Origin of the sequence: Streptomyces sp. NRRL F-5122 (assembly GCF_001507435.1) — a bacterium.
GTDB classification, from domain to species: domain Bacteria; phylum Actinomycetota; class Actinomycetes; order Streptomycetales; family Streptomycetaceae; genus Streptomyces; species Streptomyces lannensis.
The window spans coordinates 1-23,285 of the sequence record NZ_LMWH01000241.1; the positions used below are offsets into that span (position 1 = coordinate 1).

Here is a 23,285-nt window from a genome sequence, read left to right on the forward strand (position 1 = left end):
CCTGGGGCGGGGGGAGGGGGGAGGCCCCCCAAGCCCGAGCCATCCCCGGGCGCCCCCGATCCCCGACGCCCCAGGACTTCGCCGGAGCGGGAAGCGCGCCCGCGGACGTGTCTTACGCTGGTTCGGTGACGACGCCCGAAGCCGAGCAGAGCCAGTCGCTGTCCGATGCCGAGGAGCCGGTTGCCGAGGGCGCCGGATCCGGGGAGGCCGCGGGCCCAGGTGAGGACGCTGCCGAGGGCGGTGCGCGGCCCGAGGAGCGGCTGGAGCGGGCCGTGCGGGCTGCCGAGCAGGCGTTGATCGAGTTCGAGATCGCCGTGGAGACGTTCCGGGTCGAGGTCGAGAACTTCTCGCGGCTGCACCACCAGAAGCTCGGCCCGATGTACACGCGCCTCGACGAGCTGGAGGCGGAGATCGCGGAGACGCGGGCCGCCCGTACCGGTGATCCCGAGGACATTCGCCGCGCCCAGGAGGCGCGTGCCCAGGTCATGCCGATGCCTGGCGTGGAGGAACTGTTCCACGGCTGGTTGGACTCCGAGGAGGGGCTGTTCCCGGAGGCGGAGGCCATGCTGACGGACCGGCCCGTGCGGCCACCGCAGCGTGTCCGCCCCAGCGAGGAGGCCCGCAAGCTCTTTCGTGAGCTCGCCCGCAAGGCTCACCCCGACCTCGCCCAGGACGACGGCGAGCGCAAGCGGCGTGAGGAGTTCATCACCCGGGTCAACGCCGCCTACGCCCGCGGCGACGAGGCCGTGCTGCGGGAGCTGTCCGCGGAGTGGGCGGCCGGCCCAGTCCCTCCGGAGCGCAGGCCGAGCCGCAGCGAGGAGCTCTATGCGCGCCTCGAGTGGCTTTCGCAGCGCAAGGAGATGCTCACGCTTGTGGCTCGGGAGCTGGAGGAGAGCGCGATCGGCTCGATGCTCCGACTCGCTTCCGACGATCCCGATCGTCTCCTCGACGACATCGCGGAACAGCTGCTGGCCCAGGCGGCACAGAAGGAAGCCGAGCTGGAGGCGCTGCGCGGCTGAACCGGCCGCGAAAAGCCGTGTAGCGGCGGCCGTGAGGTGATCGGCTGTGCACGGCCGGTCGCTCACGGTACCGGCGGTCGGGGCCGAGGCGGCCTTGGGCCGGCGTCGGGTAGCGTCGAAGCATGCATTTCGGAGCTGGTGTGCCCACGGTCGAGGTCACGGACCTCAAGGACGGCGACTTCCTGCTGGACGTCCGTGAGGACGACGAGTGGCAGGCGGGTCACGCCGAGGGGGCGCTGCACATCCCCCTCAGCGAGTTCGTCGCACGGTACGGAGAGTTCACGGAGGCGGCGCCGCAGGACGGCAGGGTCCATGTGATCTGCCGCTCCGGTGGCCGTTCGGCTCAGGTCGCGATGTACCTGGTCCAGCAGGGCGTCGACGCGGTGAACGTCGACGGCGGTATGCAGGTCTGGGCGGCCGCGGGCCGTCCCCTTGTGGACGCCAAGGGCGAGTCGGGCTTCGTGCTGTAGATCGGGCCTGCGGCCCGCGCCGGAGCGTGCCGCGGTTCATCCCAGCGGATGTGCCGCGAGCAGGTCGCCGAGTGTTTCCTCGTGGGCGGCCGCCGGGCCGAGCGAGAGTTCCAGGTGCTTGGCCCACGCGTGGTAGCGGTGCAGCGGGTAGTCGGTGTCGGCGCCGAAGCCTCCGTGCAGGTGCTGGGCGGTCTGCACCACCCGTCGTACGCCCTCGGAAGCCCAGATCTTCGCGACCGCCACGTCTGCCGACGCCGGCAGTGCGCCCGCCGCCCCGGAGTTGATCCGCCATGCGGCCTGCCACAGTGTGGCCTCCATGGCGCGCAGGTCGATGTACCGGTCGGCGGCCTGTACGGCGACAGCCTGGAACGTGGCGACCGGGTGGCCGAACTGCTCGCGCTTGCCCGTGTACGTGCTTGTCATCGCCAGCACGGCTTCGCCGAGGCCGAGCGCGAGCGCGCACGTCCCGGTGGTCAGCAGCAGTCGCAGCGACTCCCAGGCCTCTTCGGCGTCGATCATGTAGTGCGGTGCGAGCCGCGCGGATTCGAGCCGTAGTTCCGCAAGCCTTTCTCCCGTGGTGGAGAACTGTTCGGCCAGTACGACGCCTTTGTGCAGCCGTGGCACCAGGGCGAGGAGGGCTCGGCCGGAGTCTTCGGTGTGTGCGGGCAGGAGGACGGCGTCGGCGTTGTACGCCCAGGGGACCGTTGTGTGGATTCCGTCCAGCACCCAGGTGCCGTCCGTGTCCTGTCGTGCGACCACGGCGAGTTCGGCCGGGTCGTGGCCGGTGCGGCCGTGTGCGGCGACGGTGAGGACCTGTTCTCCGCGACCTGCCCGGGCGAGCATGTCCGCCTTCAACTCCGGGCTGCCGTAGGCCTGGAGGGTCCTGGCAGCGGCCGTGCCCTCCAGCAGCGGTATGCGGGCCAGGACCTTCGCCGACTCTCGCAGTACCAGGCAGAGGGCGATCGGGTCGAGGCCCGCTCCGCCGTGCTCGGGGTCCAGCAGCAGGCTCAGCAGGTCGGCGTCCGCGAGCCGCTTCCACAGGGCGCGGTCGAAGTCGTCGGCGACGGCGCCCGTGGTGAGTGCGGGACTGGGTACGTCGTCCGGTGCGACCCGGGCGAACACGGCCCGAGCCGCTTCGAGCGCCGCCTGCTGCTCCTCGCTGAAGGTGAAGTCCACGGCCTGTCCTTCCGGCGCATCCGGTTCCCTGACGGTGCGTCAAGATAGAACAGGTTCTAGAAGAAGGGAACGGCCGGGCACCGCACCGCCGTCGGGGACGGCGCCGCCGCTCATGCGTGCCGGGGCTCAGCGCCGCTCATCGGTCGAAGTCGAGCTCCACCTTCTCCGTGACCGGGTGGGACTGGCAGGCCAGTACATAGCCCGCCTCCGTCTCCTCCGGCTCCAGTGCGAAGTTGCGGTCCATGCGCACCTCGCCGGAGACCAGGAAGGCACGGCAGGTCCCGCACACCCCGCCCTTGCAGGCGTAGGGGGCGTCGGGGCGGTTGCGCAGCACCGTCTCCAGCAGCGATTCGCCGTCCTGCACGGGCCAGCTTCCGCCGCGTCCGTCGAGCCGGGCGGTCACCGTGCTGTGCGCGGGCGCGGGCACGGGCGGCGCGACCAGGGCCCCGGCGTCCACATGGAAGATCTCCTCGTGGATGCGCGTCCGCGCCACCCCGAGCCCGCGAAGCGCCCGCTCCGCCGACTGCACCAGCCCGAACGGCCCGCACAGGAACCAGCCGGCCACCTCCTCGATCGGCAGCAGTGCCGGCAGCAGCCCGGACAGCCGCTCCTGGTCCAGCCGCCCGGTCGGCAGGCCCGCCTGCTGCTCCTCCCGGGAGAGCACCGTGACCAGCTGGAACCGCGCGGGGAAGCGGTCCTTGAGGTCGGCGACCTCCTCCAGGAACATCGTGGAGGCGGACGTCCGGTCGCTGCGTATGAGGCAGAACCGTGCCCCGGGCTCCCGTGTCAGCAGGGTTGTCACGATCGACAGCACCGGTGTGATCCCGCTGCCGCCCACCACAGCCGCGTACAGCCCGGGTGCGGGATCCAGAGTGAACCGGCCCGCCGGGGTCATCACCTCGAGCTCGTCGCCGACGGCGATCTCCTTGAGCGCGTACGTGGAGAAGGCCCCTCCGTCGACCAGGCGTACTCCGACCCGCAGTGTGCTCGGGCCCGCGCCGTCCGGTGCCGGGGCGGGAGAGCAGATCGAGTAGGTGCGGCGCACGTCCGTGCCGTCGACGGTCCGGCGCAGGGCCAGGTGCTGGCCGGGGGCGTGCCGGTACTCCTCGCGCAGGGCGGGCGGCACGGAGAACGTCAGTGCCACGGAGTCGTCGGTCAGCCGGTCGACCGCGGCCACCGGGAGCGGGTGGAACCGGGCCATCACAACTCCTTGAAGTGGTCGAACGGTTCGCGACAGTCCAGGCAGCGGCGCAGTGCCTTGCACGCGGTGGAGGAGAAACGGCTGAGCAGTTCGGTCTCGGAGGATCCGCAGTGCGGGCAGCGCACGGGCTCGTCCTCCGCGTGGGGCGCCTCGGCTGCCGTACGCGTCGGGCCCAGCCGGACATCCACCGGGCCGGATGCCTCGCGGTGCCGCCGTGGGGGCGCTATCCCGAACTCCCGCAGCTTGCGGCGGCCTTCGTCGGTGATGTCGTCGGTGGACCAGGCGGGGGCGAGTACCGTGCGGACGACGACGTCCCGTACACCGTGGGAGTGCAGGACCCGCTCTATGTCCAGGGACATCGCCTCGATGGCGGGGCATCCGGTGTAGGTGGGGGTCAGCTCGACCTCCACCGTGTCCGTGCCGCGGGCGTGGACGGCCCGCAGGACGCCCAGTTCCTCCAGGGTGAGCACGGGCAGCTCCGGGTCGGGGACCGAGCCGGCCAGCCGGCGCAGTTCCTCCTCGAGAGCCGTGGTCGTCACCATGTCGCACCCGGGTGGCTGCGGTGCAGATGCTGCATCTCGGCGAGCATCCGCCCGAAGGATTCGGTGTGCAGGCCCTGCCGCCCCGCGCCGGCGGTCCACGCGCCGGACTGCGGTCCCTGCGGGACCTCCAGGGTGGCCCGGTGCAGTACGTCACTCACCGATTCCAGCCAGGCGTCCTTCATGCCCGTCCAGTCGACGTCCACGCCCTCGAGCGGGAGGAACATCTCACCCGTGAACCGCCACAGCGACTCGCAGGCGCGTGACATCCGCTCATGGCTGAGGTCCGTGCCGTCGCCGAGCCGCAGCGTCCACTGCTCGGCGTGGTCCTGGTGGTAGGCGACCTCCTTGACCGCCTTGGCCGCGAGGCCGGCGAACTCGCCCTGGACCTCGGCCAGCCGACCGTAGAGGAGTCGCTGGTAGGTGGAGAAGTACAGCTGGCGGGCGATGGTGTGCGCGAAGTCGCCGTTGGGCTGCTCCACCAGCTGCAGATTGCGGAAGGCGCGCTCCTCGCGGAGGTAGGCGAGCTCGTCCTCGTTGCCCACCATCGACAACAGCACCCGGGCCTGGCCGAGCAGGTCCAGGGCGATGTTGGCGAGGGCGACCTCCTCTTCGAGCACGGGTGCGAGCCCGGCCCACTCCCCCAGGCGGTGTGAGAGCACCAGGGCGTCGTCGCCGAGGGCCAGCGCGGCCGATGTGTGCACGGTGGCGGTCACAGGTGCTTCACCCCTTCCGGGATGTCGTAGAACGTCGGGTGCCGGTACGGCTTGTCGGCGGCCGGCTCGAAGAAGGGGTCCTTCTCGTCCGGCGAGGAGGCCGTGATGGCGGACGACGGGACGACCCAGATCGAGACGCCCTCGCCCCGCCGGGTGTAGAGATCGCGTGCGTTGCGCAGGGCCAGTTCGGCGTCCGGGGCGTGCAGGCTGCCGGCGTGGGTGTGTGAGAGGCCGCGGCGCGAGCGCACGAAGACCTCCCACAGGGGCCAGTCGGTGTTCGTCATGCGTGCGTCGCTCCCGTCCCGGCGTTGCCGTGCTTCGCCGCGTGGGCCGCGGCCGCCTCTCGTACCCATGCGCCTTCGTCGTGTGCCTGCCTGCGCCGCGCTATCCGCTGGTCGTTGCAGGGGCCGTTGCCCTTGAGGACGTCATGGAACTCCGTCCAGTCGATGGGGCCGAAGTCGTGGTGGCCCCGCTCCTCGTTCCAGACGAGAGCCGGGTCGGGGAGCGTGAGGCCCAGGGATTCGGCCTGGGGGACGCAGATGTCCACGAAGCGCTGGCGCAGCTCGTCGTTCGAGTGCCGCTTGATCTTCCATGCCATCGACTGCGCGGAGTGCGCCGACTCGTCGTCGGGCGGGCCGAACATCATCAGGGACGGCCACCACCAGCGGTCCACCGCGTCCTGGGCCATCGCGTGCTGCTCGGCGGTTCCCCGGCTGAGGGAGAGCAGCAGCTCGTAGCCCTGACGCTGGTGGAAGGACTCCTCCTTGCAGATGCGGACCATGGCGCGCGCGTACGGGCCGTAGGAGCAGCGGCACAGGGGCACCTGGTTGGTGATCGCGGCGCCGTCCACGAGCCAGCCGATGGCGCCGACGTCCGCCCATGTCAGGGTGGGGTAGTTGAAGATCGAGGAGTACTTCTGCCGACCGGTGTGCAGCTTGTCCAGCAGCTCGTCCCGGCCGGTGCCGAGCGTCTCCGCCGCGCTGTACAGGTACAGGCCGTGGCCCGCCTCGTCCTGGACCTTGGCCATCAGGATCGCCTTGCGGCGCAGGGAGGGGGCGCGGGTGATCCAGTTGGCCTCCGGCTGCATGCCGATGATCTCGGAGTGCGCGTGCTGGGCGATCTGCCGGACCAGGGTGGCCCGGTAGGCGTCGGGCATCCAGTCACGCGGCTCGATGCGCTCCTCGGCGGCCACGGCGGCGTCGAAGGCGGCCTGGAAGGCCGATGTGTCCTCCTGCGCCGCGCCGTCCGCGTGGGCCGTCCGGTGCGCTGCTGCTGTCGCCATGCGGTCCCCCTCGACCATTCCGTCTCCCGACCGATCGTTCGGTCCGTCGAATTCAATGGTGGGCCGAGGCGCCGTAGGGTGTCAACTGCTGTGGACAACCTCCGAGCCGTGGTGCGGCCGCTGTGTCCATTGGGGTGTGCGGTACGGGTGGGTCTGAGTACCGTTCCGGTGCACGTACGGCGCCGTGCTGCGGACGGGTGATGCGGTCCGTGGTGGTGACGGCAGCTGCCGGACGGTCCTGGTGTGCGCGGTAGGGCGTCGAGGCAGGCGAGGCTCGAAAGACGGGGCGGGATGGACACGTACGAGGAGAAGCCGGAGGACCGGCCGGGCGATTCCGACGACCCGGTGTCCCGCCTGCCCGTGGGCGTCGCGCGGGACGAGCGGGAGGATCCGCCGGCGGACGACGTCGCACCTGCTCCGGGCCCGGGCGGTGCGGCTCCGGGCGGGGCGGGCAAGGTCGCGGATGCTGCGGGCGAGAGCGGTCCGGCCTCCGGCGGTGCGGGCGGGGACGTAGGCGCTTCGGGCCCGGGCGGTGCGGCTCCGGGCGGGGCGGGCAAGGCCGTGGACGCTGCGGGCGAGAGCGGTCCGGCCTCCGGCGGTGCGGGCGGGGACGTAGGTGCTTCGGGCCCGGACGGTGCAGGCCCGGACGGGACGGGCGAGGTTGCCCGGCTCATGGAAAGGGGTGGCCCCGTTCCGGAGGCCACCGATCCGCACGGACCGCCGCCCGCCCCTGTCGCGGATCCCGGCGGCGTGATTCCGGTCGCGCCTCGCCGCGGCCTGGCGGCCCTCTCCCTGCGGTACCAGATAGCCGCCGCTCTGGCGCTCGCGGTCGTCGCAGTCGCCGCCTGTGTGCACGTCGGGATGGTGTTCCTGCACGTCGCGCCCTCGAACACCCTTACCAAGAAGCACGGCAGGGCGATCGACGACTGGATCTATCCCGAGTTCGAGCAGAACTGGAAGCTGTTCGCCCCGAACCCGCTGCAGCAGAACATCGACGTCCAGGTCCGCGCCGAGGTGCTCACCGCGGACGGCGGTGTACGGACGACCGGCTGGTACGACCTGTCCGCACTCGACGGCGCCGCCATCCACGGCAATCCGCTGCCGAGCCACAGCCAGCAGAACGAACTGCGCCGCGCCTGGGACTTCTACCTCGGCGCGCACGACACCGCGAACCGGCCCTCGGGACTGCGCGGCGCCCTGTCCGAGGACTATCTGCGCCGCCTGGTCGTGATGCGCCTCGGCCGTGAGCACGCGCTCGGCCGCGGGGACTCCTTCGCACGGGTCCAGGTCCGCTCCAGTACCACCAATGTGCCGCCTCCCCGATGGAGCGGCGAGAAGGTGTCCAGGACGCCCGTCTACCGTGAGCTGCCCTGGTGGCCGGTGCCGGAGAGCGAGCAGTCGGGGGTGAACGCCTGATGAGCCGGTTCGCTCTTGCCGTCTCGCGCGGTATCGGCCGCGTCTCCGAGGCCGCCCTCGGCCCCTACCAGACGGCGGTCGTCCGTATCGGTTTCGCGGGCACCTGGCTGCTCTTCCTGCTGCGGGAGTTCCCCCACCGGCAGGAGATGTACGGGCCGAACGCGCCGTGGAGCCTGGACATGGCCCGGCAGCTCGTCGCGGACAACCACGCCTTCACCGTCCTGACGTGGTCCGGCAGCCAGGTATGGTTCGGGACCGTCTACGTCTTCGCGCTGCTCTCGAGCGCCCTGCTGCTGGTCGGCTGGCGTACCCGCTCGATGTCCGTGCTGTTCATGATCGGCGTGCTGTCGCTGCAGAACCGCAGTGTCTTCGTGGGTGACGGCGGCGACAACGTCATCCATCTGATGGCGATATACCTGGTGTTCGCGCGCTGCGGGCAGGTGTGGTCCCTGGACGAGCGGCGCGCACGGCGGGCCCGGGCGGCACGCGCGCGCGGCGAGTTCCCGGCGCCCGACCGGGCGGGCCCCGTTCTGTGGTGTGTGGTCGGCCTCGCGCTGGCCGTGGTGACGGGCGCGGGCTTCCTCGGCGTCGGCTGGGTCGTCCTGTTCTGGGTGCTGTGGACCGTGCACGGTCTGTGGTGGTACGTGGGCAGGCGCGCCCCGCACTCCCAGTCGCGCATCCTGCTGGACGTCGTCGCCAACGCCGTCCACAACGCGGCCCTGTTCGTGATCACGGCCGAGGCGTGTCTGATCTACTCGACCGCCGGCTGGTACAAGATCCAGGGTTCACGCTGGCAGGACGGCACCGCGGTCTACTACCCGCTCCATCTGGACTACTTCACGCCCTGGCCCGCCCTGTCCGATCTGATGTCCTCGTACGGCGTGATCGTGCTGCTGGTGACGTACGGAACGGTCGCCGTGCAGGTCGCCTTCCCGTTCACCCTGCTCAACCGGCGGGCGAAGAACGTCCTGCTGGCGGCCATGATGACCGAGCACGCGGTGATCGCCGTGGTGCTGGGGCTGCCCTTCTTCTCGCTCGCGATGATCGCGGCCGACGCCGTGTTCCTTCCGACGTCCTTCCTGCGCCGGGTGGGCGCGGAGGCGGCTCGCGTGCGCGGACGGTTCGTTCGCGGAGGCCTTGCCCGTCTCGTTCTGCCCGGACCGCGGAAGGAGGCTCCGCCGACCGGGGAGACGGCCGAGCACACACCCGCCGGTTCGAGGGCGTGAGCCGCGCATCGACGCTCCGGTGCCACGGTGCGCCTGTCCGGGGCGTGCCTCCCGAGGCGCACGGCCCGGACAGCACGATGGGGTCCTACGGCGCGGTCGCCACGAACGGGCCGTACGCATCGGGCGGCACGAGAGGGCTGTAACGCTCGGGTGCCACGAACGGGTCCTGCGGTCCGGGCCGCACAGTTCACGCCCGCCGTCCGGCCGGGCGGCTGTTGTCCGCGCGGGGGCGGTCCGGCCGGCGCCGCACGTAGGCTGCACGGCATGACGGATCCGGCCCGCGGCACCGCCGCCCCGCTGAGCACCTGGCACCGGCTCGCCGATACCTCCGTGCTCCTCGACGGCTTCCACGCGCTCAAGCACGCGGTGCGGTTCCACGCGCACGTCCGGGTGGCCGTCACCACCGACCGGGGCGCGGCGCTCGCCCTCGCCGACGAACTGGCCCCCGATGTGCGCGTCACCCTGGAGACGCTTCTGACGGAGATCCCCGAGGACGCGTACCGGAGCCTGGTGCCCCGTCCGCATCCCACCGGGGTCGCCGCCCTCGCCGAGCGTCCCTCGCGCGAGGCCAACCTGGAGGCCCTCGCTCGCCCCGGCCGCAGCGCGCCCGTGATCGCTCTCGACAATCCGCGCAACCTGGGCAACACGGGCGCGGTGATCCGGCTCGCGGCCGGCTTCGGCGCGACCGGGGTGGTCACGACGGGCACCCTCGACCCGTGGCATCCGACGGTGGTCCGCGGTGGGGCCGGGCTGCACTTCGCTACCGCGGTGGAGCGGCTGACCGTGGCCGAGCTGCCGCCGGGCCCGCTGTTCGCGCTGGACCCGGAGGGCGAGGACATCCGCGGACTGAAGCTCCCCGACGACGCCGTCCTCGCGTTCGGCTCCGAACGCACCGGCCTGTCCGCCGAGCTGCGCGCCCGCACGGACCACCTGGTGGCCCTGCCGATGCGCCCCCAGGTCTCCAGCTACAACCTCGCGACCAGTGTGGCCATGACGCTGTACCACTGGAGCGCCACTGGGGGCGCACCCGCCTGAGGCGGCCTACGCCTCCCTGCGCACCTCCACCACGCGGAAGCGGTTCGCCACGAATGCGCCGTCGCACAGGGCGGCGTTTGCAGCGGGGTTGCCGCCCGAGCCGTGGAAGTCGGAGAAGGCGGCCGTCTGGTTGACGTACACCCCGCCGGTCAGGTTCAGCGAGAGCTGCGCGCACTCCTCCAGACAGGTCTCCTCGACGGCCTGCTCGACCTCCTCGGAGGTGGTGTACGCGCCGACGGTCATGGCGCCCTTGTCCCGGATGGTGCGCCGCAGCAGATCCACCGCGTCCGCGGCCGAGTCGACGGCGACGGCGAAGGCGACCGGGCCGAAGCACTCGCTCATGTAGGCGGCCTCCGCGTCCGGCTTGGCACCGTCCAGCTTCACGATCACCGGTGTGCGGACGACCGCGCCCGGGAACTCCGGGTTGACGATCTCCCGCGAGGCCAGCGCGACCTCGCCGAGCCCGGCCGCCGCCTCCAGGCGGGCCTTGACGTCGGGGTTCACGATCGCTCCGAGCAGGGCGTTCGCGCGGGCGTCGTCGCCGAGCAGGCCGTCCACCGACCGTGCGAGATCGGCGACCACCTCGTCGTACGACTTCGGGCCCTCGTCGGTGGTGATGCCGTCCCGGGGGATCAGCAGGTTCTGCGGGGTGGTGCACATCTGGCCGCTGTACAGCGACAGCGAGAACGCCAGGTTCGACAGCATCCCCTTGTAGTCGTCCGTCGACTCCACGAGCACCGTGTTGACGCCGGCCTTCTCCGTGTAGACCTGCGCCTGACGGGCGTTGGCCTCGAGCCAGTCGCCGAACGCCGTGGAGCCCGTGTAGTCGATGATCCGGATCTCCGGGCGCACCGCGAGCGTCTTGGCGATGCCCTCGCCGGGGCGCTCGGTGGCCAGGGCCACCAGGTTCGGGTCGAAGCCCGCCTCGGCGAGCACCTGCCGAGCGACCTGCACGGTGAGCGCGAGCGGCAGCACCGCTCGCGGGTGGGGCTTGACCAGGACCGCGTTGCCCGTGGCCAGGGAGGCGAACAGACCCGGGTAGCCGTTCCACGTCGGGAAGGTGTTGCAGCCGATGACCAGTGCGATGCCGCGCGGGACCGGCTTGAACGTCTTGGTGAGCGCCAGCGGGTCGCGCTTGCCCTGGGGCTTGGTCCACTCCGCGGTGTCCGGGGTGCGGATCTGCTCCACGTAGGCGTAGGCGACCGCTTCGAGGCCGCGGTCCTGCGCGTGGGGCCCGCCGGCCTGGAACGCCATCATGAACGCCTGGCCGCTGGTGTGCATGACCGCGTGCGCGAACTCGTGCGTCCGGTCGCTGATGCGCTTGAGGATCTCCAGGCACACCATCGCGCGCATCTCGGCGCCCGCGTCGCGCCAGGCCTTCTGGCCCGCGTGCATGGCGGGCAGCAGGGCGTCGATGTCGGCGTGGGGGTAGGTGATCCCCAACTCGATCCCGTACGGCGACACTTCGTCGCCCGCCCAGTCGTCCGTGCCGGGCTGGCCGAGGTCGAGGCGGGTGCCCAGGAGGGCGTCGAAGGCGGCCTTGCCGGCCGCGTCCAGGCTGTCGCCCTCGCCGTAGGCCTTGGGGTGCTCGGGGTGCGGGGACCAGTACGCGCGCGTGCGGATCGCTTCCAGCGTCTGGTCGAGGGTGGGCCGGTGCTGGGCGATCAGCTGGTGCGCGGTGAGTTCGGCGGCCATGCGGGACCAACTCCTCGTCTCTCGAGCTCTTCCTTGAACTCATGACCTGGGCAGGAACAGGCGGACAGAGTTAGAGTAACCGAACGATCGGTCGGTACAAGGGGGACCGCCGCATCTGTGGAAAACCCCGTGCGGGAGGATCGCGCACATGACAGCACTGGACCTCAGCAGCCCCGTGGCCGTCGTGGGCACCGGCACCATGGGCCAGGGCATCGCCCAGGTCGCGCTGGTCGCCGGCCATCGCGTACGGCTGTACGACGCCGTCCCGGGCCGCGCCGGGGAGGCGGCGGCCGCGATCGGTGCCCGCCTCGACCGGCTCGTCGAGAAGGACCGGCTCAGCGGTGCCGAGCGGGACGCGGCCCGCGCCCGTCTGCTGCCGGCCGAGACCCTGGCGGAACTGGCGGACTGCTCGCTCGTCGTCGAGGCGGTGCTGGAACGGCTGGACGTCAAACAGCAGCTGTTCCGGGAGCTGGAGGACGTCGTCGGCGACGACTGCCTGCTCGCCACCAACACCTCGTCCCTGTCCGTGACGGCCGTCGGCGGCGCCCTGCGCAACGCGGGCCGTTTCGTCGGCCTGCACTTCTTCAACCCCGCCCCGCTGCTGCCGCTCGTGGAGGTCGTCTCCGGGTTCGCCACCGACGTCACCTCGGCGACGCGCGCGTACGAGACGGCCCGCGCCTGGGGCAAGACCCCGGTGGCCTGCGCGGACACCCCCGGCTTCATCGTCAACCGCATCGCCCGGCCCTTCTACGCGGAGGCGTTCGCGGTCCTCGAGGCGCAGGCCGCCGACCCCGCCACCATCGACGCGGTCCTGCGCGAGTCCGGCGGCTTCCGCATGGGCGCCTTCGAGCTGACCGACCTCATCGGGCAGGACGTCAACGAGTCCGTCACCCGCTCCGTGTGGGAGTCCTTCTTCCAGGACGTGCGGTTCACCCCGTCGCTGGCCCAGCGGCGGCTGGTCGAGTCGGGCCGGCTCGGCCGCAAGAGCGGACAGGGCTGGTACGACTACGCGGACGACGCGGAGCGGTCCGAGCCGCACACCGCGGAGAGGGCGCAGCCGCCCGCGTACGTCGTCGCGGAGGGCGACCTGGGGCCCGCATCCGAACTGCTCGCGCTGATACGCGAGGCGGGTATCGGTGTCCGGGAGGACGACGAGGACCACGGCACCCGTCTCGTGCTGCCGGGCGGGGGCCAGCTCGCCCTCGCCGACGGGCAGACCTCCGTGGAGTTCCGCGACGTCGTCTACTTCGACCTGGCACTCGACTACCGCAAGGCGACCCGGATCGCCCTGTCCGCCTCCCAGGACACCTCGCACGGCACCCTCGCCGAGGCCATCGGGCTCTTCCAGGCGCTCGGCAAGGACGTCAGCGTGATCGGGGACGTGCCCGGAATGATCGTCGCCCGCACGGTCGCCCGGATCGTCGACCTGGCGCACGACGCGGTCGCCAAGGGCGTGGCCACCGAGGAGGACATCGACACCGCGATGCGTCTCGGTGTCAACTACCCCCTCGGCCCGTTCGAATGGAGCCGCAGGCTCGGCCGCAGCTGGGCCTACGACCTCCTGGACGACCTGCACATGCGGGACTCCTCCGGACGGTACGCCCCGTCCCTCGCGCTCTACCGCCACGCGTACGCCTCCGAGAAGCGGGAGGGCACCCCATGACCACCGCCAAACGCGACACGTACACCCCGGAGACCCTGCTCTCCGTCGCCGTGCAGGTCTTCAACGAGCGGGGCTACGACGGCACCTCCATGGAGCACCTCTCCAAGGCGGCCGGCATCTCCAAGTCGTCGATCTACCACCATGTCGCGGGCAAGGAGGAGCTGCTGCGCCGCGCCGTCAGCCGGGCGCTGGACGGCCTCTTCGGGATCCTGGACGAGGAGCACGCACGCGAGGGGCGTGCCGTGCGGCGGCTGGAGTACGTGGTGCGGCGCATGGTCGAGGTGCTCACTGCGGAACTTCCCTATGTGACGCTGCTGCTGCGGGTGCGCGGCAACACCGGTACCGAGCGGTGGGCGCTGGAACGGCGCCGTGAGTTCGACCACCGGGTCGCCGAGCTGCTCAAGGCCGCGGCCGCCGACGGGGACGTCCGCGGCGATGTGGAGGTGCGGCTCGCCACACGGCTCGTCTTCGGGATGATCAACTCGATCGTGGAGTGGTACCGGCCCGAGGGGCGCGGCATCGGCGCGCGGGAAGTCGCCGACGCCGTCGTGCAGTTGGTCTTCTCCGGGCTGCGCGGCGACGGCTGAGGCCGGCCGGCGCGCACCCTGCGCCGGATCAGCGCTCCGGTTCCAGGTCCTCTTCCTCGAACACCAGCAGTGTGCGTGTGCTGAGCACTTCGGGTATCGCCTGGAGCCGGGTGAGGACCAGTTCGCGCAGCGCCCTGTTGTCGGGGGTGTGCACCAGCAGCAGTACGTCGAAGTCGCCGCCCACCAGTGCTATGTGGGAGGCGCCTGGCAGCATGCGCAGCTGCTCGCGGACCGTGCGCCAGGAGTTCTGGACGATCTTGAGGGTGATGTACGCGGAGGTGCTGTGGCCGGCGCGCTCGTGGTTCACCCGGGCGCCGAAACCGCGGATCACACCGTCGTCGATGAGCCGGTTGATCCGGGCGTAGGCGTTGGCCCGCGAGACGTGGACACGCTCGGCGACCGCCCGTATGGAGGCACGGCCGTCCGACTGGAGGATCTGCAGAATGTCGCGGTCGATGGCGTCGAGAGGGCGGGGAACCGACGGCGCGGAGCCGCGCTCCGGCGGCTCGGCCATTTGTTCAGGTGCCATGCGCCCCCGCCTCTCTACCATGGACGTACTGCGTACATCTCAGGTTGTGGAGAACCGTTTGTCCACAGCCTGGAGGCGCCTGTAGCCAAAATGTGCCGACGACCGAACAATCGGTAGGTGAGGCGCCACTCCCGTGGCGCGCCTGAAGCCGCTCCCACGAGGAGGTGCCGTCATGACGGTCATGGAGCAGCGGGGCGCCTACCGGCCCACACCGCCGCCCGCCTGGCAGCCCCGTACCGACCCCGCTCCGCTGCTGCCCGACGCACTGCCCTACCGCGTCCTCGGCACCGAGGCGGCCGCCAAGGCCGACCCGGAGCTGCTGCGCCTGCTCCACGCGCAGCTGGTGCGCGGCCGCCGGTACAACGCGCAGGCGACGGCGCTCACCAAGCAGGGCCGTCTGGCCGTCTACCCCTCCAGCACCGGTCAGGAGGCCTGCCAGGTCGCCGCCGCACTCGTGCTCGAGGAGCGCGACTGGCTCTTCCCCAGCTACCGCGACACGCTCGCCGTCGTCGCCCGCGGCGTGGACCCGGTCGAGGCCCTGACGCTGCTGCGCGGCGACTGGCACACCGGCTACGACCCGTACGCCCACCGCGTGGCCCCACTGTCCACCCCGCTCGCCACCCAGCTGCCGCACGCCGTGGGCCTCGCGCACGCGGCCCGCCTGAAGGGCGACGACGTGGTCGCGCTCGCCCTGGTCGGCGACGGCGGCACCAGCGAGGGCGACTTCCACGAGGCGATGAACTTCGCCGCCGTCTGGCAGGCGCCGGTCGTCTTCCTGGTCCAGAACAACGGCTTCGCGATCTCCGTCCCGCTCGACAAGCAGACCGCGGCGCCCTCCCTGGCCCACAAGGCCGTCGGGTACGGCATGCCGGGCCGCCTGGTCGACGGCAACGACGCGGCCGCCGTGCACGAGGTCCTCGGCGACGCCGTGCGCCATGCGCGCGCCGGCGGCGGTCCGACGCTCATCGAGGCCGTGACCTACCGCATGGACGCTCACACGAACGCCGACGACGCGACCCGCTACCGCGGTGACGCCGAGGTCGAGGCATGGCGCGACCACGACCCGATCCTGCTGCTGGAGCGCGAGTTGACCGAGCGCGGACTGCTCGACGAGGACGGGATCCGGGCCGCGCGCGACGACGCCGAGGCGATGGCGGCGGACCTGCGGGCACGGATGAACCAGGACCCGCCACTGGACCCGATGGACCTCTTCGCCCACGTGTACGCCCAGCCCACCACACAACTGCTCGAGCAGGAGACCCAGGTGCAGGCGGAGCTGGACGCGGAGGCCGCCGGACCGGAAGGAGCCGGGCGATGACGACCGTTGCCCTCAAGCCGGCCACCATGGCGCAGGCGCTGACCCGAGCGCTGCGCGACGCCATGGCGGCCGACCCGTCCGTGCACGTCATGGGTGAGGACGTGGGCACGCTCGGCGGTGTCTTCCGGGTCACCGACGGGCTCGCCAAGGAGTTCGGCGAGGACCGCTGCACGGACACCCCGCTGGCCGAGGCGGGCATCCTCGGCACGGCCGTCGGCATGGCGATGTACGGCCTGCGTCCGGTCGTGGAGATGCAGTTCGACGCGTTCGCCTATCCGGCGTTCGAGCAGCTCGTCAGCCATGTCTCGCGGATGCGCAACCGTACCCGCGGCGCGATGCCGCTGCCGATCACCATCCGTATCCCCTACGGGGGCGGCATCGGGGGTGTCGAGCACCACAGCGACTCCTCCGAGGCGTACTACATGGCGACTCCGGGGCTCCATGTCGTCACGCCCGCGACGGTCGCCGACGCCTACGGTCTGCTGCGCGCCTCGATCGCGTCCGACGACCCGGTCGTCTTCTTCGAGCCCAAGCGGCTGTACTGGTCCAAGGACTCCTGGAACCCCGAGGAGCCGCAGAAGGTCGAGCCGATAGGCCGTGCGGTCGTCCGGCGCGCGGGCCGCAGGGCCACGCTGATCACCTACGGCCCGTCGGTGCCCGTCTGCCTGGAGGCCGCCGAGGCGGCCCGCGCCGAGGGCTGGGACCTCGAGGTCGTCGATCTGCGGTCCCTGGTCCCGTTCGACGACGAGACGGTGACCGCGTCCGTGCGCCGCACGGGCCGGGCCGTGGTGGTGCACGAGTCGACCGGTTTCGGCGGCCCCGGCGGCGAGATCGCCGCGCGGGTGACCGAGCGCTGCTTCCACTACCTGGAGGCGCCGGTGCTGCGCGTGGCCGGGTTCGACATCCCGTATCCGCCGCCCATGCTGGAGCGCCACCACCTGCCGGGTGTCGACCGGATCCTGGACGCCGTGGGGCGCCTGCAGTGGGAGGCGGGGAGCTGATGGCCCAGGTCCTGGAGTTCAGGCTGCCCGACCTCGGGGAGGGGCTCACCGAGGCGGAGATCGTCCGCTGGCTGGTCCGGGTGGGCGACGTCGTCGCGGTCGACCAGCCCGTCGTCGAGGTCGAGACCGCCAAGGCCATGGTCGAGGTGCCCTGCCCCTACGGCGGCGTGGTCACGGCCCGCTTCGGCGAGGAGGGCGCGGAACTTCCCGTGGGTGCGCCGTTGTTGACGGTCGCCGTCGGGGCCGCCGCCGAACCGGCCGAGGAGTCCTCCGGGAACGTGCTGGTCGGGTACGGGACATCCGCCGCCCCGGCCCGCCGTCGCCGGGTGCGGACGTCCCGGCCCGTGGCGCCTGCCGCGGACGGTGTGGCCCGGCCGGTCCCGGCCGCGGCCGAACGGCCCACGGCTCCGGCATCCCCCGGCTCCACTCCCGACGCGACGGTCCGAACGCCTCGCGGCGACGCCCCGGAACGGCCCGAAGGCCCCGTCCCGGTGATCTCCCCGCTCGTCCGCAGGCTTGCCCGTGAGAACGGCCTCGACCTGCGGCGGTTGGCGGGTTCCGGGCCGGACGGGCTGATCCTGCGGGCGGACGTGGAGGACGCCATCAGGGTTTCGGCGGTCAAGGTCCGTGCCGGCACGGTGGCCACCGCGACCGTGTCCGCGCCGAGTGCCCTCGGGACGGAAGCGTCCGCGACGATCGCCGCCGCGGCGGGCACCTCCGCGCGCCCGGCGGCCACCGCGGGCACCCGTATCCCCCTCAAGGGCCTGCGCGGTGCCATCGCCGACAAGCTGTCCCGCAGCCGTCGCGAGATCCCGGACGCGACCTGCTGGGTGGACGCCGACGCGACGGAACTCATGCGTGCACGGACCGCCATGAACGCGGCCGGCGGACCGAAGATCTCCCTACTCGCGCTGCTGGCCCGAATCTGCACCTCCGCGCTCGGCCGTTTCCCCGAGCTCAACTCCACCGTCGACACGGAAGCCCGTGAGATCGTCCTGCTCGACCAGGTGCATCTCGGGTTCGCCGCGCAGACCGACCGCGGACTCGTGGTCCCCGTCGTGCGGGACGCGCACACGAGGGACGCCGAGTCGCTGACCGCGGAGTTCGCCCGGCTGACCGAGGCCGCACACGCCGGGACGCTCACCCCCGGCGATCTGACCGGCGGGACCTTCACGCTGAACAACTACGGCGTGTTCGGTGTCGACGGCTCCACACCGATCGTCAACCACCCGGAGGCGGCCATGCTCGGTGTCGGCCGTATCGTCCCCAAGCCATGGGTGCACGAGGGGGAGTTGGCGGTGCGGCAGGTCGTGCAGCTCTCGCTCACCTTCGACCACCGGGTGTGCGACGGCGGTACGGCGGGCGGCTTCCTGCGGTATGTGGCGGACTGTGTGGAACAGCCGGCGGTGCTGCTGCGCACCCTCTGAGCAGCGTCGACGACCGGACGCCGCTGAAACTGTGAGCAAGCTCCCGCGCACGGCCGGTGTGCGCGGGGGTGGCAATGATCCACGCGGCGCCCATACTCGGGGCATGACCGCGAGCGATACCTCGGGCGCCCCGGGCGTCGACGGCTACGACACCGTCGTGCTGGCCGGCGGTGCCGCACGACGGCTCGGCGGTGCCGACAAACCCGGTGTACGCATCGGCGGGCGGGCACTGCTCGACCGAGTGCTCGCGGCCTGTGCCGGCGCGGCCACCACGGTGGTCGTCGCCGAGCCCAGGCCGACCGCGCGTCCGGTGGTCTGGGCCCGTGAGGAGCCTCCCGGCGGCGGACCGGTGGCCGCGCTCGACGCGGGCCTGAGCCGGACCACGGCCGGGTACGTCGTTGTGCTCTCCGCCGATCTGCCGTTCCTGGACCAGCAGACGCTGCGACGGCTGCTGGGCGGACTCGCGTCGAGCGACGCCGAGGGCGCCGTGCTCACCGACGGCGAAGGTCGTGACCAGACCCTTGTCGCCGCCTACCGCAGCGCGGCCCTGCGCCGCGAGCTGGCCCGGCTGTCCGACGAGCACGCCGGTCTGAACGGCCTTCCGCTGCGGCGCCTGGTCGCCCGGCTGGGCCTTGTACGCATCTGCGACCCCGTCGCGTCGTTCGACTGCGACACCTGGGACGACATCGCCACCGCCCGGACACGTATCAGGGAGCATGAGCACGTGTTGGATGAATGGATTTCCGCAGTCAAGGACGAACTGGGCATCGACCTCGACGTCGACACCGGTGTTCTCCTCGACCTCGCCCGCGACGCCGCACATGGTGTGGCCCGCCCCGCGGCTCCGCTGACGACGTTCCTCGTCGGCTATGCGGCCGCGCAGTCGGGCGGCGGGCCCGAGGCGGTCGCCGAGGCCGCCCGCAAGGCCGCCGCGCTGGCCCTGCGCTGGGCGGACGAGGACTCCGCCGAGGCCAAGCCGGACACGGAGTGACCGGGCCGGGCGCCCAGGGCAACCTGGACACCGAGGAACGCTATGTGGAGGAGGCCCTGGCCGTGGCCAACGAGAGCGGGGGCCGGGGCCGCCGTCCGCAGGAGGCCCGCCCCGCCCGTCCGCCCGAGGAGCGGCAGGACCCGGATCTGGACGAGGCCCTCGCCCTGGTCCGGGAACGGGATCCACACGGCCCGGGACCCGGCGCACCCCTCGCGGCAACCGGCGCGGATGCACCCTCATCCATGCCCCGTCCAGCCGGGCACGAGGACACCCGTGCGCCGGCCCCGGACGGCACGGCGGAGAACCGGTCCCCGGCCGCCGGATCGTCGAAGCACGGCGCACGGGACGAGGCCATGCCCTGGCCCGAGGCCCGGACCGTCGCCGAGCGCGCCGCCCGGTCCGTGTCACGCCGGGAACCGGTCGGCGTCCCCCTCGAGGCGGCGCTCGGCCTGGTTCTCGCGGCCCCCCTCACGGCGCTCACCGATCTGCCCTCCTTCGACACCTCGGCCATGGACGGCTGGGCGGTCGCGGGCCCCGGTCCCTGGGACGTGCGGGAGGAGGGGATCCTCGCCGGCCACGCCGAGCACGCGCCCCTCGGTGACGGCGAGGCCGTGCGGATCGCCACCGGAGCGCGTGTCCCGCCGGGCGCCACCGCCGTCCTGCGCAGCGAACACGGACACACCGACGACAAGGGACGACTGCAGGCCGGTCCCCGCGCCGCGGGCTCCGCTCGTGCCGGGGGGACCGCCACGCTCGTGCACGGTCAGGACATCCGGCCGAGGGGGCAGGAGTGCCACGGCGGGGACCGACTGCTGCCGCTCGGCACCCAGGTCACCCCGGCCGTGCTCGGACTTGCCGCGGCCGCAGGCTACGACGACCTGACCGTGCTGCCCCGGCCACGGGCCGAAGTCCTGGTCCTGGGCGACGAATTGCTGACAGGGGGCGCGCCGAGGGACGGTCTGATCCGGGACGCGCTCGGTCCGATGCTGCCGCCGTGGCTGCGTGCCCTCGGCGCCGACGTGGTGGCCGTCCGCAGGCTGGGGGACGACGCCGAGGCCCTGTACCGGGCGATCGCGTCCTCGACGGCCGACCTGATCGTCACGACCGGGGGCACGGCCTCGGGCCCGGTGGACCACGTCCATCCCACCCTGCGCCGCGCCGGAGCCGAACTCCTGGTGGACGGGGTGAAGGTGCGCCCCGGCCACCCCATGCTCCTTGCGCGCATGCGTGAGGACCAGCATCTGGTCGGCCTGCCCGGCAACCCCCTCGCGGCGGTGTCCGGACTGCTCACACTCGCCGAGCCGATGCTGCGCATTCTCGGGGGCCGGACGGAAACGGAGCCGTGCACGCAGGCGTTGAGCGACTCCGTCCACGGCCATCCGCACGACACCCGGCTCATCCCCGTCTCGGTGCGCGGCGATCACGCCGTGCCGCTCCACTACAACGGACCGGCGATGCTGCGCGGCATCGCCGCAGCGGACGCGCTCGCGGTCGTACCGCCCGGCGGCGCCCGGCCGGGTCAGGAACTGGAACTCCTCGATCTGCCCTGGCCATGGGCGGGGTGAGCTGCACCGGGTCCGTGAGCCGCACCGCGTCCGGCCGGTAGCGGGAGGCCGGCAGGGGTCTGGGGAAATCGGCAGAGGCCTGAGGAAAACGGCAGGGTGTGAGGAGACCGGGAGGGGGCTGAGGAAAGGGGCATGTTTCACGTGAAACGTCCGATCCGACCCTCCCCTCACGCGCCGACCGGACGAGCGTCTCGTCGCACCGGGTGAAATTCCGCGGCGGGGGCGTCCGGTGTCCGGTCCCCCAGCTCGGAAAACGGCTGCGTGGGTCCTGGGTGGCTCACCCCGAGGAGTAGCGTCCCCTTCATGTACGCGATCACGATTCCTGAACCAGGTGGGCCCGAGGCGCTGGTGTGGACCGAGGTCCCCGATCCCGTCCCCGGTGAGGGTGAGGTGCTGGTCGAGGTGGTGGCCAGCGCCGTCAACCGCGCCGACGTCCTGCAGCGGCAGGGCTTCTACAGCCCTCCGCCCGGTGCGTCCCCGTACCCCGGCCTCGAATGCTCGGGCCGTGTCGCCGCGCTCGGCCCCGGGGTCTCGGGGTGGGCCGTCGGTGACGAGGTCTGTGCGCTGCTCGCCGGCGGCGGGTATGCCGAGAAGGTCGTCGTCCCCGCGGGGCAGCTGCTTCCTGTGCCCGAGGGGCTCGATCTCCGCCAGGCGGCAGCACTCCCCGAGGTGACCTGCACGGTCTGGTCGAACGTCTTCATGGTGGCCCATCTGCGCCCGGGCGAGACGCTGCTCGTGCACGGCGGTTCCAGCGGCATCGGCACGATGGCGATCCAGCTGGCCAAGGCGGTGGGCGCCAAGGTCGCGGTCACCGCGGGCAGCAAGGAGAAGCTGGAGCGCTGCGCGGAACTGGGCGCGGACGTGCTGATCAACTACCGCGAGCAGGACTTCGTGGAGGAGATCCGGGAGTCCACGGCGGGGGAGGGCGCGGACGTCATCCTCGACAACATGGGCGCGAAGTACCTCGACCGCAACGTCCAGGCGCTCGCCCTGAACGGGCGCCTGGCGATCATCGGCATGCAGGGTGGGGTCAAGGGCGAGCTGAACATCAACACCCTGCTGCGCAAGCAGGGGGCGATCACCGCGACCTCGCTGCGGGCGCGTCCGCTCGCCGAGAAGACGGCGATCGTTGCGGCGGTGCGTGAGCATGTCTGGCCGCTGATCGCCTCCGGTCACGTCCGCCCGGTCGTCGACCGGGAGATCCCGATGAACGACGCGGCCGCGGCCCACCAGGTGCTGGAGGACAGCGGCCACATCGGAAAGGTGCTGCTTGTGACGTCGTAGGCGGACGTGACGGTCATTCCCGGCGCAGGCGCAGAGCCAGAAGCGCGAGCGCCAGTCCGGCACCGACGAGGACCAGGCCGCTGCCGAGGGGCAGTATCTCCACTACGGGCTGCGAGGTGGCGGCCTCCCGGGCGAGGACGGCCGGCTTCTGCGAGGGAGCGGGAGAGGACGCGGCGGGGCCGACCGCCTCGGCCGTTGCGTCGGCGGACGGCAGGACATCCGGTGCGGTCGAGTCCGGGTCCGTCGGGCCGGTCGGCTCGTCCTGCGGTGCCGCGTCCGCCCGTCCGGGCCGCGCCCGTCCCTCGCCCGCCTCGCTGCCCGCACGGGAGGCGCCGGACGAGGGCTCGGTGGCGGACAGACGGGCGGCGGAGTACCCGGAGGCGGGGGCACCGGCGGCGCCGGGCGGCGCCTTGCGCACGGGGGCCGGTACGAGGCCGAGCAGGGCGGACGTCCCGTTCGTGAGAGGGAACGCGCCGAGGGGCAAGGGGGGCATCGCGGGCCAGAGGCGCGAGGGGCCCGAGTCCTGGTGCCCGGATGCAGACGCGGTGCCGACCGGGGCGGGGTGCCCGCGCTCGGGGGCGTGCCGGAGGGTTGCGGCGGAAGCCGTCTGCCCCGCTGTGTGCGCCAGGACGCGGGACGGTGCAACGGAGCCGCGGGTGAGGTGCGTGGACCGGGCGACGTCCGCCTGCCGGGCGGTCACGTCGGGGGACCCGGCACCGGACGCGGACCGGACGGTGGACGAGGCGGTCCGGTGGCCGTGCGGAAGACCGGATCCGTTCCCGGGCGGAACACCGTAGGCGGCGGATATCCACAGCAGACCGGTCGTCATGAGGACCGGCGGCGCAACGGCCACACGGAGCGCGCGGAGCGTGGACGGCGTACACAGCCTTGGAGTCACCAGCGTGACCCCCTCCCGTGGTCGGGCGGCAAGATCAACGGCTTCAGCGTCACACGGACTTCGGACTCCGGCATCTCGGCCGCACGGCCCCGAGGGGCGGCGCGGCGGCCGGGACTACCCCGGCCCGCCCTCTCCGGATACCGCCACGGTGCTGCGCCATGGCCCCCCGCCGGCGATGCCGGAACGCGGCCCGGGACGAATGCGGACGGAGTGCCGAACATGGGGCGCGCACCGGGTCCGTACAGGC

Annotated in this window: 22 protein-coding genes; 13 read left to right on the forward strand and 9 right to left on the reverse strand. The window is 72.3% G+C overall.

All coding sequences use genetic code 11. The features are described 5' to 3' along the window. The first annotated feature begins 125 nt into the window (after positions 1–125). A complete protein-coding gene (locus ADL25_RS26515) occupies positions 126–1,019 on the forward strand; it encodes a hypothetical protein (RefSeq protein ID WP_059130349.1) in 894 nt (297 codons plus the stop codon). Between the two features lie 140 nt (positions 1,020–1,159). Continuing rightward, complete coding sequence (locus ADL25_RS26520) at positions 1,160–1,489, forward strand: rhodanese-like domain-containing protein (RefSeq protein ID WP_059130350.1); 330 nt, start codon at positions 1,160–1,162, stop codon at positions 1,487–1,489. A gap of 36 nt (positions 1,490–1,525) precedes the next feature. Here ADL25_RS26520 and ADL25_RS26525 read toward each other — a convergent pair whose 3' ends face one another. From ADL25_RS26525 to paaA, 6 genes are all read right to left on the reverse strand, one after another. Then, the gene (locus ADL25_RS26525) at positions 1,526–2,665 is read right to left on the reverse strand and encodes an acyl-CoA dehydrogenase family protein (protein ID WP_059130351.1); all 1,140 of its coding nucleotides are present in this window, start codon (positions 2,663–2,665) and stop codon (positions 1,526–1,528) included. A 136-nt stretch (positions 2,666–2,801) separates the two neighbouring features. Then, positions 2,802–3,866, reverse strand: a complete 1,065-nt coding sequence (locus tag ADL25_RS26530; RefSeq protein ID WP_059130352.1) for a 2Fe-2S iron-sulfur cluster-binding protein — start codon at positions 3,864–3,866, stop codon at positions 2,802–2,804. Continuing rightward, a complete protein-coding gene (paaD, locus tag ADL25_RS26535; protein ID WP_059130353.1) occupies positions 3,866–4,408 on the reverse strand; it encodes a 1,2-phenylacetyl-CoA epoxidase subunit PaaD in 543 nt (180 codons plus the stop codon). Before paaD ends, ADL25_RS26530 begins: the two co-directional genes overlap by 1 nt. After that, positions 4,402–5,121 carry a 1,2-phenylacetyl-CoA epoxidase subunit PaaC gene (paaC, locus tag ADL25_RS26540; RefSeq protein ID WP_059130354.1) on the reverse strand — a complete coding sequence of 240 codons (720 nt, stop codon included), beginning with the start codon at positions 5,119–5,121 and terminating at the stop codon, positions 4,402–4,404. The genes paaD and paaC overlap by 7 nt, the downstream gene beginning before the upstream one ends. Beyond that, the gene (gene paaB / locus ADL25_RS26545; RefSeq protein WP_059130355.1) at positions 5,118–5,405 is read right to left on the reverse strand and encodes a 1,2-phenylacetyl-CoA epoxidase subunit PaaB; all 288 of its coding nucleotides are present in this window, start codon (positions 5,403–5,405) and stop codon (positions 5,118–5,120) included. The genes paaC and paaB overlap by 4 nt, the downstream gene beginning before the upstream one ends. After that, complete coding sequence (paaA, locus tag ADL25_RS26550; RefSeq protein WP_059130451.1) at positions 5,402–6,403, reverse strand: 1,2-phenylacetyl-CoA epoxidase subunit PaaA; 1,002 nt, start codon at positions 6,401–6,403, stop codon at positions 5,402–5,404. Before paaA ends, paaB begins: the two co-directional genes overlap by 4 nt. A 561-nt stretch (positions 6,404–6,964) precedes the next feature. Here paaA and ADL25_RS48315 point away from each other — a divergent pair. From ADL25_RS48315 to ADL25_RS26565, 3 genes are all read left to right on the forward strand, one after another. Then, positions 6,965–7,819 (forward strand): DUF5819 family protein, encoded by an 855-nt coding sequence (locus ADL25_RS48315; protein WP_234381055.1) that lies wholly within the window; start codon positions 6,965–6,967, stop codon positions 7,817–7,819. After that, positions 7,819–9,045, forward strand: coding sequence for an HTTM domain-containing protein (locus ADL25_RS26560; RefSeq protein WP_059130356.1), 1,227 nt, complete (start codon positions 7,819–7,821; stop codon positions 9,043–9,045). The genes ADL25_RS48315 and ADL25_RS26560 overlap by 1 nt, the downstream gene beginning before the upstream one ends. A gap of 264 nt (positions 9,046–9,309) precedes the next feature. Then, entirely contained in the window at positions 9,310–10,080 is a 771-nt protein-coding gene (locus tag ADL25_RS26565) for a TrmH family RNA methyltransferase (protein ID WP_059130357.1), read from the forward strand. A 6-nt stretch (positions 10,081–10,086) separates the two neighbouring features. Here the strand turns inward: ADL25_RS26565 and paaN are convergent, their stop codons facing one another. Then, a complete protein-coding gene (gene paaN / locus ADL25_RS26570) occupies positions 10,087–11,775 on the reverse strand; it encodes a phenylacetic acid degradation protein PaaN (RefSeq protein WP_059130358.1) in 1,689 nt (562 codons plus the stop codon). Positions 11,776–11,923: 148 nt separating this feature from the next. Here paaN and ADL25_RS26575 point away from each other — a divergent pair, with 148 nt between their 5' ends. After that, the gene (locus ADL25_RS26575; RefSeq protein WP_059130359.1) at positions 11,924–13,438 is read left to right on the forward strand and encodes a 3-hydroxyacyl-CoA dehydrogenase; all 1,515 of its coding nucleotides are present in this window, start codon (positions 11,924–11,926) and stop codon (positions 13,436–13,438) included. After that, entirely contained in the window at positions 13,435–14,025 is a 591-nt protein-coding gene (locus ADL25_RS26580; protein ID WP_059130360.1) for a TetR/AcrR family transcriptional regulator, read from the forward strand. Before ADL25_RS26575 ends, ADL25_RS26580 begins: the two co-directional genes overlap by 4 nt. 28 nt (positions 14,026–14,053) lie before the next feature. Here ADL25_RS26580 and ADL25_RS26585 read toward each other — a convergent pair whose 3' ends face one another. Continuing rightward, positions 14,054–14,539 (reverse strand): Lrp/AsnC family transcriptional regulator, encoded by a 486-nt coding sequence (locus ADL25_RS26585; protein ID WP_059130361.1) that lies wholly within the window; start codon positions 14,537–14,539, stop codon positions 14,054–14,056. A 187-nt stretch (positions 14,540–14,726) separates the two neighbouring features. Between ADL25_RS26585 and pdhA the strand changes: the two genes are divergently transcribed. The 6 genes from pdhA (at position 14,727) to ADL25_RS26615 (ending at position 22,140) form a co-directional block, all read left to right on the forward strand. Beyond that, complete coding sequence (pdhA, locus tag ADL25_RS26590; RefSeq protein ID WP_059130362.1) at positions 14,727–15,872, forward strand: pyruvate dehydrogenase (acetyl-transferring) E1 component subunit alpha; 1,146 nt, start codon at positions 14,727–14,729, stop codon at positions 15,870–15,872. Next, the gene (locus tag ADL25_RS26595; RefSeq protein ID WP_059130363.1) at positions 15,869–16,873 is read left to right on the forward strand and encodes an alpha-ketoacid dehydrogenase subunit beta; all 1,005 of its coding nucleotides are present in this window, start codon (positions 15,869–15,871) and stop codon (positions 16,871–16,873) included. Before pdhA ends, ADL25_RS26595 begins: the two co-directional genes overlap by 4 nt. Continuing rightward, a complete protein-coding gene (locus ADL25_RS26600) occupies positions 16,873–18,300 on the forward strand; it encodes a dihydrolipoamide acetyltransferase family protein (RefSeq protein ID WP_059130452.1) in 1,428 nt (475 codons plus the stop codon). The genes ADL25_RS26595 and ADL25_RS26600 overlap by 1 nt, the downstream gene beginning before the upstream one ends. 103 nt (positions 18,301–18,403) lie before the next feature. After that, positions 18,404–19,291 carry an NTP transferase domain-containing protein gene (locus ADL25_RS50750; RefSeq protein WP_059130364.1) on the forward strand — a complete coding sequence of 296 codons (888 nt, stop codon included), beginning with the start codon at positions 18,404–18,406 and terminating at the stop codon, positions 19,289–19,291. Then, positions 19,288–20,856, forward strand: a complete 1,569-nt coding sequence (locus ADL25_RS26610; RefSeq protein ID WP_420711365.1) for a molybdopterin-binding protein — start codon at positions 19,288–19,290, stop codon at positions 20,854–20,856. The genes ADL25_RS50750 and ADL25_RS26610 overlap by 4 nt, the downstream gene beginning before the upstream one ends. Before the next feature lie 303 nt (positions 20,857–21,159). After that, positions 21,160–22,140, forward strand: coding sequence for an NAD(P)H-quinone oxidoreductase (locus ADL25_RS26615; protein ID WP_059130365.1), 981 nt, complete (start codon positions 21,160–21,162; stop codon positions 22,138–22,140). A gap of 13 nt (positions 22,141–22,153) precedes the next feature. On the opposite strand, the gene ADL25_RS26620 is transcribed toward ADL25_RS26615, so the two are convergent. Beyond that, complete coding sequence (locus ADL25_RS26620; protein WP_159045008.1) at positions 22,154–22,993, reverse strand: hypothetical protein; 840 nt, start codon at positions 22,991–22,993, stop codon at positions 22,154–22,156. Positions 22,994–23,285: the final 292 nt, after the last annotated feature.

Bases quoted from the DNA above. Each gene is read 5' to 3' on its own strand.
- paaN (WP_059130358.1), bottom strand. From the start codon at position 11,775: ATGGCCGCCGAACTCACCGCGCACCAGCTGATCGCCCAGCACCGGCCC.
- ADL25_RS26575 (WP_059130359.1), top strand. From the start codon at position 11,924: ATGACAGCACTGGACCTCAGCAGCCCCGTGGCCGTCGTGGGCACCGGC.
- paaA (WP_059130451.1), bottom strand. From the start codon at position 6,403: ATGGCGACAGCAGCAGCGCACCGGACGGCCCACGCGGACGGCGCGGCG.
- paaD (WP_059130353.1), bottom strand. From the start codon at position 4,408: ATGGTGACGACCACGGCTCTCGAGGAGGAACTGCGCCGGCTGGCCGGC.
- paaB (WP_059130355.1), bottom strand. From the start codon at position 5,405: ATGACGAACACCGACTGGCCCCTGTGGGAGGTCTTCGTGCGCTCGCGC.
- ADL25_RS26615 (WP_059130365.1), top strand. From the start codon at position 21,160: ATGTACGCGATCACGATTCCTGAACCAGGTGGGCCCGAGGCGCTGGTG.
- ADL25_RS50750 (WP_059130364.1), top strand. From the start codon at position 18,404: ATGACCGCGAGCGATACCTCGGGCGCCCCGGGCGTCGACGGCTACGAC.
- ADL25_RS26595 (WP_059130363.1), top strand. From the start codon at position 15,869: ATGACGACCGTTGCCCTCAAGCCGGCCACCATGGCGCAGGCGCTGACC.
- ADL25_RS26585 (WP_059130361.1), bottom strand. From the start codon at position 14,539: ATGGCCGAGCCGCCGGAGCGCGGCTCCGCGCCGTCGGTTCCCCGCCCT.
- ADL25_RS26580 (WP_059130360.1), top strand. From the start codon at position 13,435: ATGACCACCGCCAAACGCGACACGTACACCCCGGAGACCCTGCTCTCC.
- ADL25_RS26530 (WP_059130352.1), bottom strand. From the start codon at position 3,866: ATGGCCCGGTTCCACCCGCTCCCGGTGGCCGCGGTCGACCGGCTGACC.
- ADL25_RS26565 (WP_059130357.1), top strand. From the start codon at position 9,310: ATGACGGATCCGGCCCGCGGCACCGCCGCCCCGCTGAGCACCTGGCAC.
- ADL25_RS26560 (WP_059130356.1), top strand. From the start codon at position 7,819: ATGAGCCGGTTCGCTCTTGCCGTCTCGCGCGGTATCGGCCGCGTCTCC.
- pdhA (WP_059130362.1), top strand. From the start codon at position 14,727: ATGACGGTCATGGAGCAGCGGGGCGCCTACCGGCCCACACCGCCGCCC.
- ADL25_RS26600 (WP_059130452.1), top strand. From the start codon at position 16,873: ATGGCCCAGGTCCTGGAGTTCAGGCTGCCCGACCTCGGGGAGGGGCTC.